The following is a 17,992-nucleotide window of genomic DNA, read 5'->3' as shown; positions in this document are numbered from 1 at the left end:
GATGAGAAAGCAATGGGCTTGTTTCCTTGGATTTATGATGCTGTGTAGTATGGGAATGGCAGCAGGAAGACTTGATACGGTTAGCTTCAGCAAGTTCAAGGTCTATGCCGATGCTGTTCAATATGCTAAAAAGGAACATAAATACATCATAATCGATTTTTATACCGATTGGTGTGTGCCATGCAAGAAAATGGATAAAGAGGTATTGCAGCACCCGCAAACAGCATACCTTCTTGCTGGTCAATTTATACTGTTGCAATTAAATGCTGAGAAAGGCGAGGGGTTACCTCTCGCCAGAAAGCATAAGATTCAAGCCTATCCCACTTTTGTGGTTTTGAATCCTGATGAGCAGGAGGTAGGACGAGTTACCGGCGCGCAACCGATTAGCTTATTTGCTGAAAACATAAAGAAAACCATCAATGTAGATCGTACGGACGAGCAGATCATCAAGCGTTATGCCGCCATGGAACGTAGTCCGGAATTGGTAAACGACTATGCCTTTATATTGATGAAGAAAGGAGAGGAGGCCAGTGGTTTTGAGGTTATTGCGGATTATTATGCAAACTTAACCCTCAAACAACGCTTAGACCCCGTAAACTGGTTTGTTTTCAATCGCTATACCATCGATCGGCAGCACCCTCGGATTGCGGATCTATTCGCGCATCAAGCCGAATACCGGCAGTCTCTTGGTGACCAAGCGGTAGATAACTACTTTACCAAAATGATCCGTCGCGATTTAATGTATTTTGTCTTGGCCAATACCACGTTAGATACGGAAAAGGATCAGCTGTTGTATCAGGATGTTTTGCATTATTTTGAGGAAGCAGGTATTCAGGAGCATCCTGAAATCATGCCTTTAGCAGCTATTGCTAAAGCCAATATGGAAAAGCTTCCCCGCATGTCCTATCTACAAGTTTTGCAACAGCAATTGCCTAAACTTAATACCATTCAGGTATTGATGCTATTGGAAAGGTTAAAACCGGATCATAGCGCTGATTCTGTCGCTGTAAATGCATTGCAAGAAGCTTTGTTGTTGAAGTATATCCCTGAGCAGTCTGATTATGCCCAGCGACGCTTAAACCGCACCTTGACGAGTATTCGGAATGTAAACCAAAAAAATGGTGTTCAATTTGAGCATCTGCCATTTAAAACGGCATTAGGTATGGCCAAGCTAAAGGATAAATATCTTTTTGTTGATGTTTATGCCACTTGGTGTGGGCCATGCAAACAAATGGATATGGACGTTTTTGCAAAGGATGAGGTTGGTGAATTTATGCATCAACATGTTGTTCCTTTGAAAATGGATGGCGAGTCCGGAGAAGGGAAAGCCTTCCTAAAAGAGCATAACATTACAGCTTATCCTACCTTTTTAGTGTTTAACAAAGAGGGCAAGGAAGTAGGACGTTTAGTTGGGGTTTATGCCGTAAATACCTTTATCGAAAAGTTGAAATCATTCATGCAGTAAAATAAAAGGCCCTTGCAGGTCTAGGTACCTGCCGGGCCTTTCCATTTTATTATTCAAATTAAGATCCGTAAATTGATAAAACCTGAACTATCAATTACGCTTATGAATCAATTCTACTTAGGGCTGCTGTTCTGTATGCCTTTTTTAGCTAAAAGCCAAGACACGGAAATTGGAAAAGCTTTTCCTGCCTGGAAACCCGGCGAAATCGAAATCCATCATATTTATACCGGCCGGGGGGAATCTAGCTTTTTGATATTACCCGATGGCACCAGCATGCTGATTGATGCCGGTGATTTTGATCCTGACCCCGAAGAATATGCTTTGATGACCCCATTATTGCCCGATTCATCGAAAAGAGCAGGAACCTTGGTGGCCAATTACATTAAGAAGGTGAATCCTAAGCGTGAAAATGTCGATTATCTATTAATCTCTCATTTCCATAACGATCATATCGGGGGTGCCAAGAAAGGGCAGGGTATGAGCAGCCATAGAAAGCCTAACTATCAACTTTCAGGCGTTGCCCAAGTGGCCGAAACCATTCAGTTTAATCGTGTGGTTGATCGGGCTTATCCGAATTATAATTTCCCGATCGATTTAACACAGAATGAAGACATTCAGAATTATATGAACTTTATTCAATGGCAGCTTTCGCAAAAATCCTTTCAGGTAGAAGCTTTTCAATTGGGATCTACTACTCAATTCAATCTAAATAAATCCCATAAAAAATACCCCAACTTTTCCATCCGGAATCTATTTAGTAATGGGATGGTTTGGAACCCCAGGAACCAAGAGGTAGATACCTTGTATTATCAGGCCAACCAAACCAATCAGAGCAGTTGGAATGAGAATACCATGAGCTGTGGCATTCGTCTCGATTACGGTCCGTTTAGCTATTATTCTGGAGGCGATTTAAGTGGAGCATTCTTAGATGAGGATAAAAAAACAGTGGATATAGAAGCCTATTCGGCAAAGATGTGTGGCCCAGTTGAAGTGAGTAAGGCCAACCACCACGCTTATCTCGATGCCATGAGCGCGGGTTTTGTGCAAGCTATACAAAGTAAATTCTTTATTATTCCCGTATGGGATCAAGAGCATATTCAACCGGAAGTAATGAACCGTATGATCGCTAATTCACCAAGTAATAAAGATACAAAGCTATTATTTACCCACTTCCCTGAAAGCAAAAAACAAATGCCCGCTGTTAAGCCTTTTTTGAAAGATGTACTAGCCGATGGGCATATCATCGTGAAGGTGGCAGATCAGGGGAAATCCTATACCATTTATGTGTTAGATGCCACAAAACCCGATCATCGCATCAAAGCAGTCTATGGTCCTTTTCAACCTGATGCTTCCAGTCGACAGGAAACCCGATAATTTTATTATTTTAGGGTTTTAATAACAATGCTATTGATCTAAACTATGATTCGAAAAGACTTTTTAAAAGCCATTGGTCTAGCTGTGGCTACACAAGCTTTGCCTAAAATGGGGGGAGCCACGATGATTCCCAGCCAGCAGACACAAGCTGTAAGCTTGAAAAAAGCCCTCGGCTTTGGCATGATTAAAGAAGATATACCGCTATTAGATAAGTTTAAACTGGTGAAAGACCTAGGCTTCGATGGCATTGAATTTAATGGCCCAATGGGCGAACCATTGAGGGATATTATAAAAGCAAGCGAACAGACGGGAATTAAAGTGCCGGCGATGGTGAATCACCACCATTGGGCGAAACCCTTATCCGATCCGGATCAAGCAGTTCGCGACTTTATTGTTGATTCAGTAGCTAAAACCCTGCAGCAAGCGAAAGAATTAGGAGCAGATACAGTGTTGGTAGTTCCTGGAGTAGTTAATGATAAGGTATCTTACGAAACCGCCTATAAAAATGCGCAGGAATCGGTTAAACGGCTTATTCCTACTGCTGAAAAAACAGGGGTAAAGATAGGGTTGGAAAATGTTTGGAATAATTTTATCCTAAGTCCTGTTGAAGCAAAACGCTTTGTCGATGAAATTGGCCATCCCCTCGTAGGTTGGTATTTTGATATTGGCAATGTGCTACGTTATGGCTGGCCCGAACACTGGATAGAAACTTTAAATAAGCGTATTGTCAAGTTGCATGTTAAGGAATTTAGCCGTGATATTATGATGAATCAGGGATTAGGAAAAGGTTTTAATGTGCCCCTTACAGAAGGCGATATAAACTGGCCTTTGGTGATGAAGAAAATTAATGAGATTAATTACCAAGGTGGTTGGATGACCCTAGAGGTCTCGGCAGGAGATCGAACCCATTTGGCAGCACTTTCTAAAGCCTTGGATAAAATTATCAGTTATAGTAAAGCTTAAACAGTATACTGAACATTAAAAAAGCAGGACTTTTTGGTCCTGCTTTTTTATGCTTATAAAGGAATGCTATTGCCGTTATTTCTTTAGATGTAAATCAAAATACTTGGCAATTTTATCGTACATATGGATGCGGTCTCTACCCATCACATTGTGTTCATGGGTTGGGTACAAGAAGTAATCGACTTGCTTACCGGCCTTAATACATTGCTCAATGAATTCCATGCTATGCTGCTGCACCACCACAGGGTCTTGCGCACCATGAATAATCAATAAATTACCTTTCAATTTGTCGGCTTTATTCAACATGGAAGTCTTAGCATAGCCATCAGGGTTTTCCTGAGGTGTATCCATATAGCGTTCGCCATACATCACCTCATAATATTTCCAGTCGATTACAGGACCACCGGCAACAGCCGCTTTAAAGATGTCATTATGCTTGGTCATGAAAGAGCTGGTCATAAATCCGCCGAAGCTCCATCCAAAGATGCCCATGTTTTCACGATCTACATAAGGAAGCGATTGCAGGTAGGAAATCCCGACCATTTGATCGGCCATTTCTGCCTCGCCCAGTTTACGGTGTGTAACACGGGTGAAGTCACGACCACGCGCATCCGAACCGCGGTTGTCGAGTGTGAAGACTAAGTAGCCTTTCTGCGCCATATAAAGATCGAAATAGCCTACACCGCCTAACCACCTGTTGGTGACAAGCTGCGCATGCGATCCGCCATATAAATAAACCATAACCGGGTATTTCTTGGCCGGGTCGAAATTAGCTGGGTATGTAATCCTTGCATTCAAAGGAGTTTTGCCATCCGCCGAAGTGAATTCCTTAAACTCAATTTTAGGAAGAGCGATCTTGCCTTCAAAAGGATTAGCTGCGGTTAAAATCTCCTGACTTTTATTCGATTTACCATCGATTATTTGAATCTTATTGGCCGTGCTCAGGTTGCTATATTGATCCCAAATGTATTTGCCTGTCGGGCTTACCGAAGCTTGGTGGACAGCACTGGTTTGTGTCAATTGGCGTGTTTTGCTATTTTTTAACTCAACTTCGAAAAGCTGACGTTCCATACCATTATTGCAGGCGCCAATATAATAGGCTTTTTGGCCTTTCTGGTCGAATCCTTGCAGTTCCTCAACAATTACATCATTGAAACCTAAGTGACGAACCAAGCTGCCATCTGTTTTATAAAGGTAAAGTTGGTTGTAGCCATCCTTATCCGTTTGGTATAAAAACTGGTTAGCATTATTTGGCAAGAAGGTCAATGGTTTTTGAGGTTCCACCCAAGTAGTCGATTTCTCCTCAAATAGGGTTTGCATAAAAGCACCTGATTTAGCATTGTATTTATTCAGCTTCAGATGATCTTGACCGCGATTTAATACCCCAACGTAAATATATTCACCAGAAGGATCCCAGGTCACGATCGTTAGGTATTGTTCCTTGGGTTCCCCAGTTTGCAATTGCACATAGGCATTGGTTTCGGTATTAAAGATATGCAAGGTTACTTCCTCGCTCTTCATACCCGCCATCGGATAACGGATGTTTTTGATGCTGGCGACGCGGCTGTCCCATTGCGGTAATGGATAGTTTGTCACCATAGACTCGTCTTTACGGTAGTATAGTAACTTTTTGCTGTCCGGCGACCACCACATACCGCGATCTACGCCAAACTCATTTCTATGCGTTTTTGAACTTCCATTCACAATGCCGTCAACCGTATCTTGCGTTACGGTAATTTTACGCCCATCGGCGGTTAAGATCTCAATATTATTACCAATCAGGTAGGCTGTTTGTGTATTCGCCTCGCTATAGGTTACATCCTCTTGTCCGGACGGAATTTTAGAGGTAATCTTGGCCGTTTTACTGGCTAAATCGTAGGAAATGCCGTAGCTGTTTTTTTCTGCTTCCAACTGAAAGTTGATATGCTTAGCATCCTCCCATTGGTAGTCCATCGGAAAACGACGGATGATGAACTTCTCGTCCGTAATGATTTTAGAAACCGCTTCTTGCAGATCTTTGGCCGTAATTAAGGATTTTGCCAGCCAATTTTCCTTCGCATTCCGAACCAATAGGTTTTGGAAGGTGCTATCAACGTGGGTGAGTGCATCCGTGCCTGAAATCCATTGCTGCGCATATAGATTTTTCGGCGCATATTTACCAGGGCCAAATACTGTCTCTTCAATCGTGAAATTGCGCTGACCGTAGGCATAACTGGAGCTCAATAATAGTAATATTACTAGTTTTTTCATTAATTGTTAATCTTATTGCTCACGAAATTAGTTAATAGTTTGAATATTTTTCATCAAAATTTTATTACATAAGGTTTGGGGTAATGGGAAATAATCGTTTGTAGGGTAAGGGGTTTGGATTAAGCTCGTTTTAGTTCGGCAATTTAGGCCTCTCCATTTTATATGCTGTAGCTGTAATACTTTGCATAAAGGCTGCAATCGCTTCAATTTCTTCGATATCTAGCTGCAAAGGTTTTAATAAAGGGTCTGTTATCGGAAATAGCGGGTCTGCAAGCTTTTCCTCCTTGCTGGGGTTTATCGTTTGCATCCCAGTATTGTATAAACTAATGATCCCTTCCATATCATCAAATAAACCATTATGCATCCATGGGCCACTGTTCATCACATCCCTTAACATGGGCGTTTGGAAGCGACCAACATCTTCTGGATTCTGTGTGATATGGAAGCGACCGAGATCCTGATAATCCCTTTTATAATAGGTTAAACCAATATTGTGAAATTTATGATCTGTAAAATAGGGGCCATAATGACAGTTCATGCAACGCCCCTTGGTACGAAAAAGGTGTAATCCTTTAATCTCTTGGTCTGAAAGTTTGGTATAATCACCTGCAACAAATAAATCAAACCTACTTTGCCTACCTTTAATCGTCTGTTGAAAGGCAGCTAGGGCTTCCAGAATTTCGTTTATACCCCATTTCTTAGCCCTAAAGGCTAGTTCAAAATGAGGTGTATAGCCCTTAATTCTTTTTAATTTTGCAATAAGCTGTGTCGTATCACTAGCCATTTCATGATGGGCTAGGATAGGACTTAAGGCTTGATCTTCCAAAGCTTTCACACGACCATCCCAAAAGAGCTGCCTGCGGTGTTTTACATTTAATATGGATATACTATTTCGATGTCCTTGCAAGTGATCATTTCCTAAGGCTACATCCCTACCATCTGACCAACCTAATTGTGGATCATGACAGCTACTGCAGGAAATCTGATTCGAACCCGATAGACGCGGGTCAAAGAATAATAATTTCCCTAATTCAGCTATGGGTTGCTCTTGTTCCTCAAAAAAACTTACATCATAGGGTAAACCTTCGAGTTCTTCCCACGGAACATTTAAATCAACCCAAGGTTTAGGCCATTTATCAATAGGTTGAGCATACTTTGATCGTAAATTTTCATAATGGTTTCCTGGTTTATAAAAAAGATGCTGAATACAATAAAAGGCCGGTACAAAGATGGGCAGTAAAACTTTTATAAAGCGATTAGTAGAAAACATAAATTCATACTTATATGGCAATCCCTAGTGAAAGGCCAATACCCTTATTGTAACCTTTCCCGTTAAAGTATTGTAGATTGCTTTCCAAGCCAACTAATAATACCATAGATTTTGCTAAAGCCTGATGGTAATTCAGGGTAAGATTATAATTGGAAAAGGCAGCAGTATAATATTCGAATTGCTGATTTTGCAAAGCCTCCAAACCCTTGTTTTCTAAAATGAGGTTAAAGACTTTATTTTTAGTTTCAGGCACTTGTTTTTTATAGCCTATCTGTAATTCCCAAAGCCTATTCCTACGCTGCAGTTTCTGAAATTTTCCTTCCATTCCATAGGCCATAGATTTGTAATCCCAAGATCGCTGGTCTATGCTATAATCCATTCGGTTATGCTGATAGACGCCAATGGGTGTGATGGATGCAACTAGGCTGTTGTCTATAAAATTATGTAGGAAGGTTATTGCTGTATTAAGTGTTTGCACGCGATGATTGAAATCCTGTCTTTCACCGATTTTTATGAAAGTGCCTGAATATTGCTGGTCAAAAAGAAAACTCGTGCCTTTCCGTTCATATTCAATATACTTTATCCTTGCTGTTAAAGCTTGATTGCTTCTTTCCTTGCGATAGGCTAATGCAACTTCCTTCCTCTCACTTTTAGCAAATGCACTTATTATGGAACCTATGTTATTTATTGACTTTTCGATATAAAATCGTTTTAAATCCAGTATGCAATAAACCCCCTCTTGCTTTTTTGGGAGCATTTGAAAATTGATGCCATGCGAATGACCCGAAAAATAACTTGTTGTATTTTTACCCCATAAAACCTTTTGATCCATCCCCATGCCGATAAGCTGGTAAAAACTAGGACTTTGATGTGGGTTTTTAATGGTTATGGAACTTAATTGACTATAGTTTTGATAAACCAGACCTATTGCTGTTCGATAAGCATTGATTTGCCGGCTCGCTCCGAGTTGTAAGCTGAGTTCTGCACTGTTATTAGCAGGTCTAGGATCGGTTTGACGGAATTGCGTACTTGCTAAATAGGAAGCAGAAATCCCAATAATCTGTCTTCTAATCACCCGGTTATAACCTCCTGCGATGGAATAAGTCTCAGATGTTAAATGCCCACCAACACTGTCTGCTGTCAGGTAGGGATATATCCATTCTATATCCTTGTTTTCATTCCAAGAAATGTTTTTATGGTTTTCTTGAGCATATTTGGCCCTACCCCAAATAGATTGCTGAGTTCCCAAGCGTTTAAACCCTTGAGATTGGATTCCATTTATTTGTTTACCATTGCCAAGTTGCGGATCAAAAACCTGTTGCCTTGTTGTTTTTGTAAATGCCTGAATTAAGGTGAATTGCTCTAAACTATCTGTTTGAAAAAGAACAGGGTTCCTTTCTGCCGCTTCTCTTTTCAATAAATAGTGTTCTAGACGATGCTGAAGCATTTCCCGCCAAAGGTCTATAGCTATTGGCTTTGATTCCTGAGCATAGGTAATTCGGGCTGATAATAGGAAAATTAGCCCGAATATACCTGTGTTGATATGACTTCTAATGCATGATGCAGTCATTTTGCTTCGCTATTGCTTAGTTTATTAAGGAAGGGCTTGCCTCCGCTTCAAAGTCAACAGATGAGTTGTTCGTATCTTTCAAGATGGAATAACCTTTAGCGCTGCGGCTTAAGACTTTTCTTTTTACTGATCTTCCAAATCGACTTTTATCGCCATCGTATTTTCCGCAATATGTCCATCCTTTATCTAAGCTAGGAGCGGTTACAATCCATTTAAATTCAGATTGTACACTCAGATTTACAGCATCAACGATCCATGTATTAGGAATTTTAAAGGTTGATTCTTCCATATCCATGTTGAACCCTTCAAACTCAAACTTATAACTATAGTTGTAGGCATGGTTTTGCGCAAAAGCTTGTTGATTTAATGGTATTTTCGCCAATACAAAAGTTTGGTAACCACGATTGTGAATAACGAGTTTATCCAAGAAGTTAATCATGTTTGTCACTTTAGGATTATCAACATCCTCGTCATCATCCGGATCGAGCATTTCAAAATCCGCATTCGACAGATTAATAGCTTTATTATTATATTCTTTATGATTAATGGCCGTTTCAGCTATGATAATGGAGCCTCCTGGTTGTACTGGATATTCTTTTCCGCTGCCAGGAATCATAATGATAGCATTTACAGCTACAGCCTCAGGCATGATGTTCGGCTGATAATCGTAACGTTCTACTGTGGAAAAAGTGGTGCCCGCAATCGCTAATCCATCAGCATACAGCACGTTTTCGCTGTTGTTGTATATTTTTATGTAGCGGTCGCCTAGATATAGTTCATTCTCTGGCGTATTATTCCCCGCAAAAAATAACTCCTCAATTACAAATCCGCCGTCCGTTCTGGAAAGAAATAGGGAAAAGACCACATTAAGCTTACCTTCAACAATTTGTCGGCGCTCAACATAGGCCGTAATGGGGCTTTCCTTTTGCTCTCCATCTAAATTATAACTGGCAGAGCCATTAATTTGAATATCGTATAAACCCGAGGGGAGCTTCATCGTAAAATTAGCTTGGTTACTGCTTGTTTTTGTTTCCAATCCGGTATTTATTTCCTTAGCGACAACATTAATCTCTTTCAGTTTAAAATCGGTCAAGTCATTCGGGAATTCAGCCTGAAACTGTACCGTTAATGCACTGTCTACAGGGGCATCTTTTTTACATCCAAGTAAAAACAATATGGAAAGGGCTAGTAAAAAAATGCTAATGTTTGGTATTCTCATGAGTTATTATATTTATTTATGTTATAGTTGAAAATTAAGTTCCATGCCAAAATATGGGCTATTTATACCCTTTGCTTTCTTTTGATTTGCTGAGCCTTTGGAACTTTTGGTATAGGAGAATAAGCTATTTACATACATGGAAAGTTTAATCAGTTTGCCTATTTCTTTACTCGCCTTCATGTTGATGGTTGTTTGCAAAGGATATCGCCTTTTATTGAATGCATCCTTACCATAAAGGATGACAAGCTGACGTAATTGGGGATTAGCTAATTCCGAAGGACTAAAGTCTCTTTCGCTTCCATTAATATCCACATAGCGGAAAGGAAGGCCATCATTCCATGCACTTTTCCGTGTTTCAAACCACCGGAACTGATAAGAACTAAAAAAGGTAAAGCCTATATGTTTAAGGTAATGATCAATGGAGATTTTATTACTGAAAACTTCATTAATATAGCCTTCATCCATTTGGTAAAGTCCTAAATATTGCATTCGAACTCCATTGAATAGGATTGGGCTTTTCGGTTCTTTATATACGGGGATGCTATTTTGGTAATTGCTTAAATACCAGGCGCCATCAGCGGTGATTCTACTGTTTAAGAATGAAAATCGTGGGCTTGTTATTTGAAATTCTATCCCTTTTTTTCTTACCTGCGTGCCATTTTCTATCACGGAATATGTGCGTAGTTGTTTTTCTTGTATATAGTTTAGTTTTTCGAGTTCTGGAGGGCCTTGCAACTGATTCACATACCCAGAATCGATCTGATAACGTTTAAAGGGAAAAGATCGATAGTGTTGATTAATACGAAAACCATTCTTCATCAATTCTTCAAAAGAACTTATGGTGAAATAACTATTGGCATACCTAATGGATAGCCGGATTTCTTTCTTAGAATTCACCGCGTAATTGATTCTAGGGTTATAGGGGAGTTGATGATACGTTTGAAAGTTAACTCGTCTATATGCGGGATTTTCATGAAAAAAATTGAGTTGAATAAAATCCCAATATAACAGCTCAGGCGATAATTGCGTCATATATGGTTTTCTACTGGCGGTTCCCCAACCCATATCCATGTTTACTTGAATTGGTTTATTAAAGAGTTGGAAGGTAGGAAAACCCCATGCAAATTGAATTCTTGGATCCCATTTCCAACGCTTTAAATTTTCAAAATTCGAAGGGATGCCGAGCATATGCATATTTCGTATTCCAATAATAAATTGAAGGTGATGCTTATGGACAAGCCAAGAGATTTGGTCTTCCATAAAAAAGGAAAGCTCTTGATTTGCTAGAATGCTTTTAAAGACTTTCGGTCTGTTCCCAGAACCATAGAAGGGCGGAAGGAGAGTATTGTAAACCTGCCCTTGACCTAAATTCTTGTCGTAAGTCCATTCAGACCCTAAATTTAGCTTATGTTTCATCCAAAGTTTATCCAAACTTTTGCTCACTAATATTTTGGAATTTAAGGCAATGGGTAGTCCTTTAATTAATAAATTGGAAGTGTATTGTCCCGGGAGGTAGATGCCATCGTGCTCGCCTTCATTTAAGCTATGGGGAATAGCTACTGGATTTGTTAGCTGAATCCATTTTGTTTGCTCGATGGTTTGCTGCTGTAAGTCTAGGGATAACCATAATTCTAAATTTGTTAGCCGTTGTTGACCCAACTGTTCTCTTTTCAGGTATTCGCTAATAGTAAATCCGCTTTGCTTGGAAGTGTATTTATTGATCTTGCTGTTCCCTTGATCTACATCTGTTTTTTCCCTATCCAAAGTTGAATGCAAATCGAGGGACGACTGCCAAATCCACTTACTATGCGTATTTGAATGCCAAGATTTTTCATATTTAATAATACTACCCAGTCTATTGAAATTTTCATAAGGGTTAGTTGGTTCTTCGAATGCCTGTAAAAAGTCTATGCCTACATAAATGTTTTTATTTTCATTTATTTCAAGACCCTTTCCGATATAAAATAATTTGCTTAAGCCATCCGATTTAAAACGGAGGCTTAATGGGCTGGCGCCTGCTTTTCGTTTTACCGTCACTAGGCCACTCGTTAAATTGCCATATTGAACCGAGGGGATGCCTCGTATAACTTCTATTTCCTGAATATGATCGGTAGCTAGGGTTCGCATGTCGACGCCTAATCCAAGTATGTTTCTACTTGCATTCGCATATCCTGATTGTGGATCTATAAGCATATCGGATAACCCTGTGCTTTGCAAATTACTTTGTACACTTTTAGCCTGCCCATCAATTACAAACGATATTCCGCCATATATTGCCATCTGATAGTTTTTGTCATTTACCCCCGTTTCGCGTAAAGCCATGGGGTTTGCACTGGTAAGTTGAGGCTTTTGAAAACGCTTGCCCGGTAATAATTCTAGTAAGTCGGCAAAACTGCTAGGTTGCAATACCTCCATAGCTTCTTTTCGGATAAGGGTTGCACTGGTTATTCCGTTCTTTTCTTGCCCTGTGATATAGACCTCTTGTAAAATTTGCTGGTTCGTCTGTAAATTTATTTTGATTAGGCTTTTAATCGTATCCGTGAAAATACTTTTGGTATAGACAGCATACCCTAATAAGGATATCGTAAGTTTTACTTGCTTGGTACTCGGAAATAACGTAGCCATTCCGTTTGGGGAAGTAATTGCAGTAGTATTGTATTGATCTTTTATAGTTGAGGCAGGTAAAGGTTGCTGGCCCAAGGAATCCACGACAAGTATTTGAATTGGTTTTATTGTTCGCTGAGGCGTTTGGCTTTGACACGCTATTGCTATACATATAGATGCGATGACTAACAGCCATTTAGGTCGAGAGTAAATAAATAAATAATAACAAAAAATATGCATTGATCCTTCTCTGTTTGAAGAGTGCGCGGTCAAAGCTATAATAAATCAAATTATTTCTTTAACAAATAATTAATATCGCTAAAAATAAAACTCTTTCTGAAGAATTGTTTAATTGAATTTACTGGCCCTTTTTGGAAAAATCAATTGGGATAATGGAAAGATTCAAAGTAGGCAAAAGGTGAAATTGTTTATAAATATGCAAGGACTCCTTCTGTCAACTCCCTTTTCACTTCCCTTTCAAACCCTTTTCACACCCGTATCAATCCCCTTTGCAAAGGCTGAAGGTAGGGGTGTGAAAGGGGGGTGTTTTGTTATTGGTTTAGGGTGAATAAGAAGCAATTTGAGATCAGGTTATTTACAGCTTATTGTTAGTATTCATTGTTACCCTAAATTATTTAGATGGGTAGGAAATTGGATTTAAATTCTGGATGCAGAGAAGTTAGTTCAAGGCTACAAAATAGTAAAGGTAAACAAGTTTATATTCATAAAAATCAAAGTCGCTTGAAATAAACTATATGATCATAATTTCGTAAATTGCACATGATGAATCATTCAACAATATATTCAATAGGACACGGGAATAAACGTATTGAAGACTTTATTTTCGAATTAAAGTCTTTTAATATTGAATATCTTCTTGATATTCGTTCAAAACCATTTTCAAAGTGGAATCCGCAATTCAATCAAGATGTACTTGAATTTGAATTGAAGACGAATGGAATGGTATATGTATTTGTCGGCGATACACTTGGTGGACTTCCAGAAGATAGAACGTGTTATGATTTGGAAGGGAAAGTAGTTTATGATTACATAAAAGAGAAGGATTTTTTCAAAGAAGGTTTAAACCGACTAACAAGAGCAAATGACAAGCAGGTTCGTCTTGCTATAATGTGTAGTGAAACTAAACCGGAAAACTGTCATAGGAGTAAGCTTATTGGACAAGAATTGTTGAAAAACAACATTGCTATTAAGCATATTGTGGCCGCAAATAAAATTAAATCTCAGCAGATGGTTATGAATGAATTAACCAAAGGGAAAGGAACAGTTGATCTTTTTGGTAATACTATGGATTTTACCTCAAGAAAAATCTATTAAATGGAGTTCTTTAGTAATGGCGTATTCAATTTAATCGAATCAGCATTCTTTAATATGCTAACTGCAAACCATATAGACTCTTTTTGTGATATTAGGCAAAAAAGAGGAATAAAAGGCTCAAAATATGCATATGTAAATAGTAGGCGCCTGCACGAAAAACTTAATGTACTGGCATAAAATATGGACACCTAATTAATTTAGCACCCAGCACTGAAGTTCGTCAAATTCAAAAAAAGGCTGATGAACAGCAAAAAAAGTCAAACCGAGATAGAGTTAAATTAGAAAAGGTATTTATAAATGCCTATAAAGAAATCATTTTAAGCAAATTCAATTTTGATTATTTTATAAATAATCTTGAACAACTTGGTCATAAAATTACACATTTATGAAAGAATTGGCGTTAATCCTTTCAAAAACTCAAATGAATAATGGCCAAGTTTGTATGGGCGGATTAACCTGGTCCGGTCGGCATATTAGGTTATTTGATAAGCAAGAAAATTACCTACCAAGAAGTGTAGATTTAGCTCCCAGACAAATTTTGGAAATTGAATTTATAGAGCGAAAAAATAATAAACTACCCCATGTAGAAGATATTTTAGTTCTTAATATAGGTCAGCGGGAAAGTCTTGAAGATAAAATTTCCGTTAAAGAATTTTTAGAAAGTAAAAATATTTCAATTTGGCGAGGGCATCCTGATGAACTTTTCGATAAATTAATACAATGGACTCCCACAGGTAAAGGGTATATTGATGAAAACGGTGGAGTTCCAAGTCATAGTGTTGGTTTTTGGATAAGTGATAAAGATTTAAAACGTTACGATTATAAAGGGGTAAGATATCAATACAATTCCCGTATTGGTTGGAGAAATATAAAATATAAGGGAATTGAAGAATCTGTTCCAGTTATTCCAGCAGGAACATTGTTAAGGGTGTCCTTGGCAAGATGGAAAACATTTAACGATGAAGAGCAGCCAAAATGCTGGTTACAGCTCTCTGGATGGTATGACCTTGGAAATCGTTCGGATTAAGCTGATGATTTCCTCTAAGACCCAAAAATCCACCTACCCCAACCCCGCAACCTCCATAAAAGTTTGAATATACTTATCAATATATCCCATCCGATCTTTCGATTTATACTGCTGAATATAACGCGGATGTTCTAAAACAATCGCTTCCTCAAATAGCTTCGCTTCCTTATTAAGTTTTCGCAAGTAATCTGCATTTTTCTTTCCCAGAATAATCACCTTATCAGTTTTCAGGCCTAATGAAATATGCTTCTCCATGGAGGAAATCATGAAAGGTTTTAGGGCTTCAAACAATTTAGGATCATCGTAATAATTGGCGTTCACCATTTTTCCCTGGCCCACATGTTTTACGATGGCTAAGGGGAAAGGGGAGTTGATATAGAAGTTTTTATAAAAAAGATCGGCTCCGCCGAAGGCCTCGATGGCATCGTAAAGAAATAGCGATGAAATTTCATGGGTATGGGCGGTTAACATTTCGATATCGCATACAGATTTCAAGCGTTTTGTATCGGTAAAAGGCACGCCTGTTACACCTGCACCATGCCGACTGGGATTGATGCCTATGATAAAATGGCGCGGACGATTATCCGCATAATATTTCTGATAAAAGGCATGCATCACCTTCATGGTTTCCGGATTGCTAAGAAAGGGGTTTAAGCTATCAAAGCCATCGGGTAGGGTGATATTACAATGTAAGTTTCGGTTGAAATCAACCACCTTATCAGCAAAACTTGGTATCATTGTTCAAGGTTTTTTAACGGTATTCTTTGATGAGTTTGAGTAATTTTTGCTGGATTATCCTTTTGCGTTGGGTTTTAGTTTTCTGTGCATTCGCTTTCAACCAGCTGTCTAAGTGCCCAGCCTCGTATTGCGTAAGGATGGCAGGTAAGATGTAGTTCTTTTTGGCTACAGCGGCTGTATTTCCAAGGCTTTCCGCTACAGTTTTAACCAGTTCTCGCACAGTTTTTTGGCGTTCTTTGGGTGAATCTGCCATCGGTTGATCCAGTAAGAATGCCAAACTGTTGAAGCAGGCATTCCAGGTTCTGAATGTTTTGCAGCTAAGGTGCTTTTTGTAAAAAGACTGCAAGTATAAATTCAGGTGAGCCGAATCTATGCCATGAAGCTCCTGATTCTTATCGTAATATTTGAATAAGGGCGAGCCCGGCAGCGATTTCAATGCCTTTAACTCCTTCGCTATTTTTTTGTTTTTAAGGAGCTTTTCTTGGGGGACTCCCTTTTTGCCGATGTAGTTAAATTGAATGGCCTCCTTCTCTATTTTCAGGTGTTTTTTCTCTAAAGTCGTTAAGCCATAGGAACCATTCTGTTTTAAATAGGCCTGATTTCCGGGGCGCATGGACGTTAAATCGATGACACGTAGGGCCAATGCTGTCACCTTTTTTAGATCAAAGGATTTTCGATTTAAATCGCGGTTGATTTTTTTACGGAGCTCCGGAAGCTTTTCGCCAAAGTCGGCTAAGAAAGCAAATTTATCTTTATCCTGGGAGAGTACCCAAGAGAGATGATAGATATATTGTTTGCGGCCTTTCGCATCGATGCCAGTCGCTTGAATATGCCCGGTCGCAATTGGGCATATCCATACCTGCTCCCAATTTGGGGGGATAACCAGAGCTTTGATGCGCGCGATTATTTTCGCATCACGAATGGTTTTGTTTTCCTGGTCTTTATAGCTAAATCCTTTGCCTTTCGCAAGGCGGCGATAGCCTGCTGAATTACAGTCTACATACCGGATCTTTTTATTCTTTAAGGGGTTATATGTACTGATCACTGGTCTAATATACCTTTTATTAATGAATACTGTTCGTTCCCATGACTGATCAGCTAGGTGTGGAATAGCACGCAATCCGACTTCAATAAAAGGGGAGTAGGCACCGCCTTACCACTATCGGGCTTCTTTTTGCTTTCAAGGCAGAACATTTAACAGCTCCTTTTAGTTTATGAAACTTCGGTAAATACTAGGTTAATCGGGTTATTAGCTTATATTTTTTACTTAAATACGATAAAAATGTAGCCCAAAATTTTGGACAGCTGTAACAGGAACAAGTGCTATTTGAAGCTTCACGTTAGTTTTGCTTCAATAGGATAAAATCCCGCCCCCTTGGTACCTGAATGCGTACAGTGATCTAAGGCTTCCATAAGAAAAGATCGGCAATTTGGAGAATAGGTTTATAACCTATACAAAGACGCCAAAATGCTGCTGTACCAATTGGGCTAATTCAGCTACAGGTATAGATGGTTTCGGATCTTCTGTAGTCGTCCATTCTCGGGTCGCCGAATTAAAGGTTAACATATAATTTATACTGTCATCTTCCACAACATTAAAAGAATGTGTGTTGATGTCGTATGTTACACTGAATCGAATCTCCCGATCCTGATGCATATGCGTAAATGTTCTGTTGAGTTCCATAGTAGAATAACCGCTTATTCCAAGAATAGTTTTACCGGTAGATCGTATACACTGTGAATTTGTCTAGTCAAGTCAGTAAACTATACCGGTTATTTTATTTTTATTTCTGAAAATATGAATCTGATGGATGGATACAAAGAATATAGTTGAAGCCTTGAACGACACTTCTTAATGGAAAAAAGGGAGTCTGAATTAGGTCGATTTACGGAATTAGCCAGACAGTTTTTAAAATCTATTTTTACCCTAAAAACGCGGATTAATCCTCAAAAACCGGTAAAATTCAAGTTTTTCTGCCAATAGGGGTTCTGTTTTATGCAGTCTATAGCCTTGTAATTTAACAAGATAGCCTAGCTTAAATTTTCCAAAGTGTTTGTTTTAAAAGTACAAGTATAATTAAGCCATAAATCTCAAAATGACAATTTGATGACAATCCATTTCCCAGATGTTTGCCAGAATAAAATTATAAACATTATAATTGCTCTACCTAATTGCC

General features: G+C 38.9%; 13 protein-coding genes. 5 read left to right on the top strand and 8 right to left on the bottom strand.

Annotated features, from left to right (window positions below; all coding sequences use genetic code 11):
• Position 1: 1 nt before the first annotated feature.
• From GQF63_RS04070 to GQF63_RS04060, 3 genes are all read left to right on the top strand, one after another.
• Complete coding sequence (locus tag GQF63_RS04070; protein WP_160367828.1) at positions 2-1,465, top strand: thioredoxin family protein; 1,464 nt, start codon at positions 2-4, stop codon at positions 1,463-1,465.
• 102 nt (positions 1,466-1,567) lie between these two features.
• Positions 1,568-2,839, top strand: coding sequence for an MBL fold metallo-hydrolase (locus GQF63_RS04065; protein WP_160367827.1), 1,272 nt, complete (start codon positions 1,568-1,570; stop codon positions 2,837-2,839).
• Between the two features lie 45 nt (positions 2,840-2,884).
• Entirely contained in the window at positions 2,885-3,802 is a 918-nt protein-coding gene (locus GQF63_RS04060) for a sugar phosphate isomerase/epimerase family protein (protein WP_212592461.1), read from the top strand.
• Between the two features lie 75 nt (positions 3,803-3,877).
• On the opposite strand, the gene GQF63_RS04055 is transcribed toward GQF63_RS04060, so the two are convergent.
• The 5 genes from GQF63_RS04055 to GQF63_RS04035 all read right to left on the bottom strand — a co-directional run bounded on the left by GQF63_RS04055 (position 3,878) and on the right by GQF63_RS04035 (position 12,736).
• The gene (locus GQF63_RS04055; protein WP_160367826.1) at positions 3,878-6,052 is read right to left on the bottom strand and encodes a S9 family peptidase; all 2,175 of its coding nucleotides are present in this window, start codon (positions 6,050-6,052) and stop codon (positions 3,878-3,880) included.
• A gap of 130 nt (positions 6,053-6,182) precedes the next feature.
• On the bottom strand, positions 6,183-7,322 hold the full coding sequence (locus GQF63_RS04050) for a cytochrome-c peroxidase (protein ID WP_160367825.1): 1,140 nt from the start codon (positions 7,320-7,322) through the stop codon (positions 6,183-6,185).
• Between the two features lie 10 nt (positions 7,323-7,332).
• Positions 7,333-8,892, bottom strand: a complete 1,560-nt coding sequence (locus GQF63_RS04045) for a DUF6850 family outer membrane beta-barrel protein (RefSeq protein WP_212592460.1) — start codon at positions 8,890-8,892, stop codon at positions 7,333-7,335.
• A gap of 16 nt (positions 8,893-8,908) precedes the next feature.
• Positions 8,909-10,111: a DUF4876 domain-containing protein gene (locus tag GQF63_RS04040; protein WP_160367823.1), complete on the bottom strand. Its 1,203-nt coding sequence runs from the start codon at positions 10,109-10,111 to the stop codon at positions 8,909-8,911.
• 21 nt (positions 10,112-10,132) lie between these two features.
• Positions 10,133-12,736, bottom strand: a complete 2,604-nt coding sequence (locus GQF63_RS04035; protein WP_160367822.1) for a TonB-dependent receptor — start codon at positions 12,734-12,736, stop codon at positions 10,133-10,135.
• A gap of 759 nt (positions 12,737-13,495) precedes the next feature.
• Between GQF63_RS04035 and GQF63_RS04030 the strand changes: the two genes are divergently transcribed.
• Together GQF63_RS04030 and GQF63_RS04025 are read left to right on the top strand one after the other, a co-directional pair.
• A complete protein-coding gene (locus GQF63_RS04030) occupies positions 13,496-14,050 on the top strand; it encodes a DUF488 domain-containing protein (protein ID WP_160367821.1) in 555 nt (184 codons plus the stop codon).
• Positions 14,051-14,435: 385 nt separating this feature from the next.
• Complete coding sequence (locus GQF63_RS04025; protein ID WP_160367820.1) at positions 14,436-15,077, top strand: dual OB domain-containing protein; 642 nt, start codon at positions 14,436-14,438, stop codon at positions 15,075-15,077.
• Positions 15,078-15,110: 33 nt separating this feature from the next.
• Here the strand turns inward: GQF63_RS04025 and GQF63_RS04020 are convergent, their stop codons facing one another.
• The 3 genes from GQF63_RS04020 to GQF63_RS04010 all read right to left on the bottom strand — a co-directional run bounded on the left by GQF63_RS04020 (position 15,111) and on the right by GQF63_RS04010 (position 17,499).
• On the bottom strand, positions 15,111-15,815 hold the full coding sequence (locus tag GQF63_RS04020; RefSeq protein WP_212592459.1) for an SMUG2 DNA glycosylase family protein: 705 nt from the start codon (positions 15,813-15,815) through the stop codon (positions 15,111-15,113).
• 13 nt (positions 15,816-15,828) lie between these two features.
• Complete coding sequence (locus tag GQF63_RS04015; protein WP_160367819.1) at positions 15,829-16,860, bottom strand: DNA topoisomerase IB; 1,032 nt, start codon at positions 16,858-16,860, stop codon at positions 15,829-15,831.
• A gap of 405 nt (positions 16,861-17,265) precedes the next feature.
• Positions 17,266-17,499 carry a hypothetical protein gene (locus GQF63_RS04010; protein WP_160367818.1) on the bottom strand — a complete coding sequence of 78 codons (234 nt, stop codon included), beginning with the start codon at positions 17,497-17,499 and terminating at the stop codon, positions 17,266-17,268.
• Positions 17,500-17,992: the final 493 nt, after the last annotated feature.

This window comes from Sphingobacterium humi, assembly GCF_009768885.1.
Taxonomy (GTDB): domain Bacteria; phylum Bacteroidota; class Bacteroidia; order Sphingobacteriales; family Sphingobacteriaceae; genus Sphingobacterium; species Sphingobacterium humi.
Note: the sequence above shows the minus strand (reverse complement) of the source record. Positions and strands in the feature narration are given on the sequence as shown.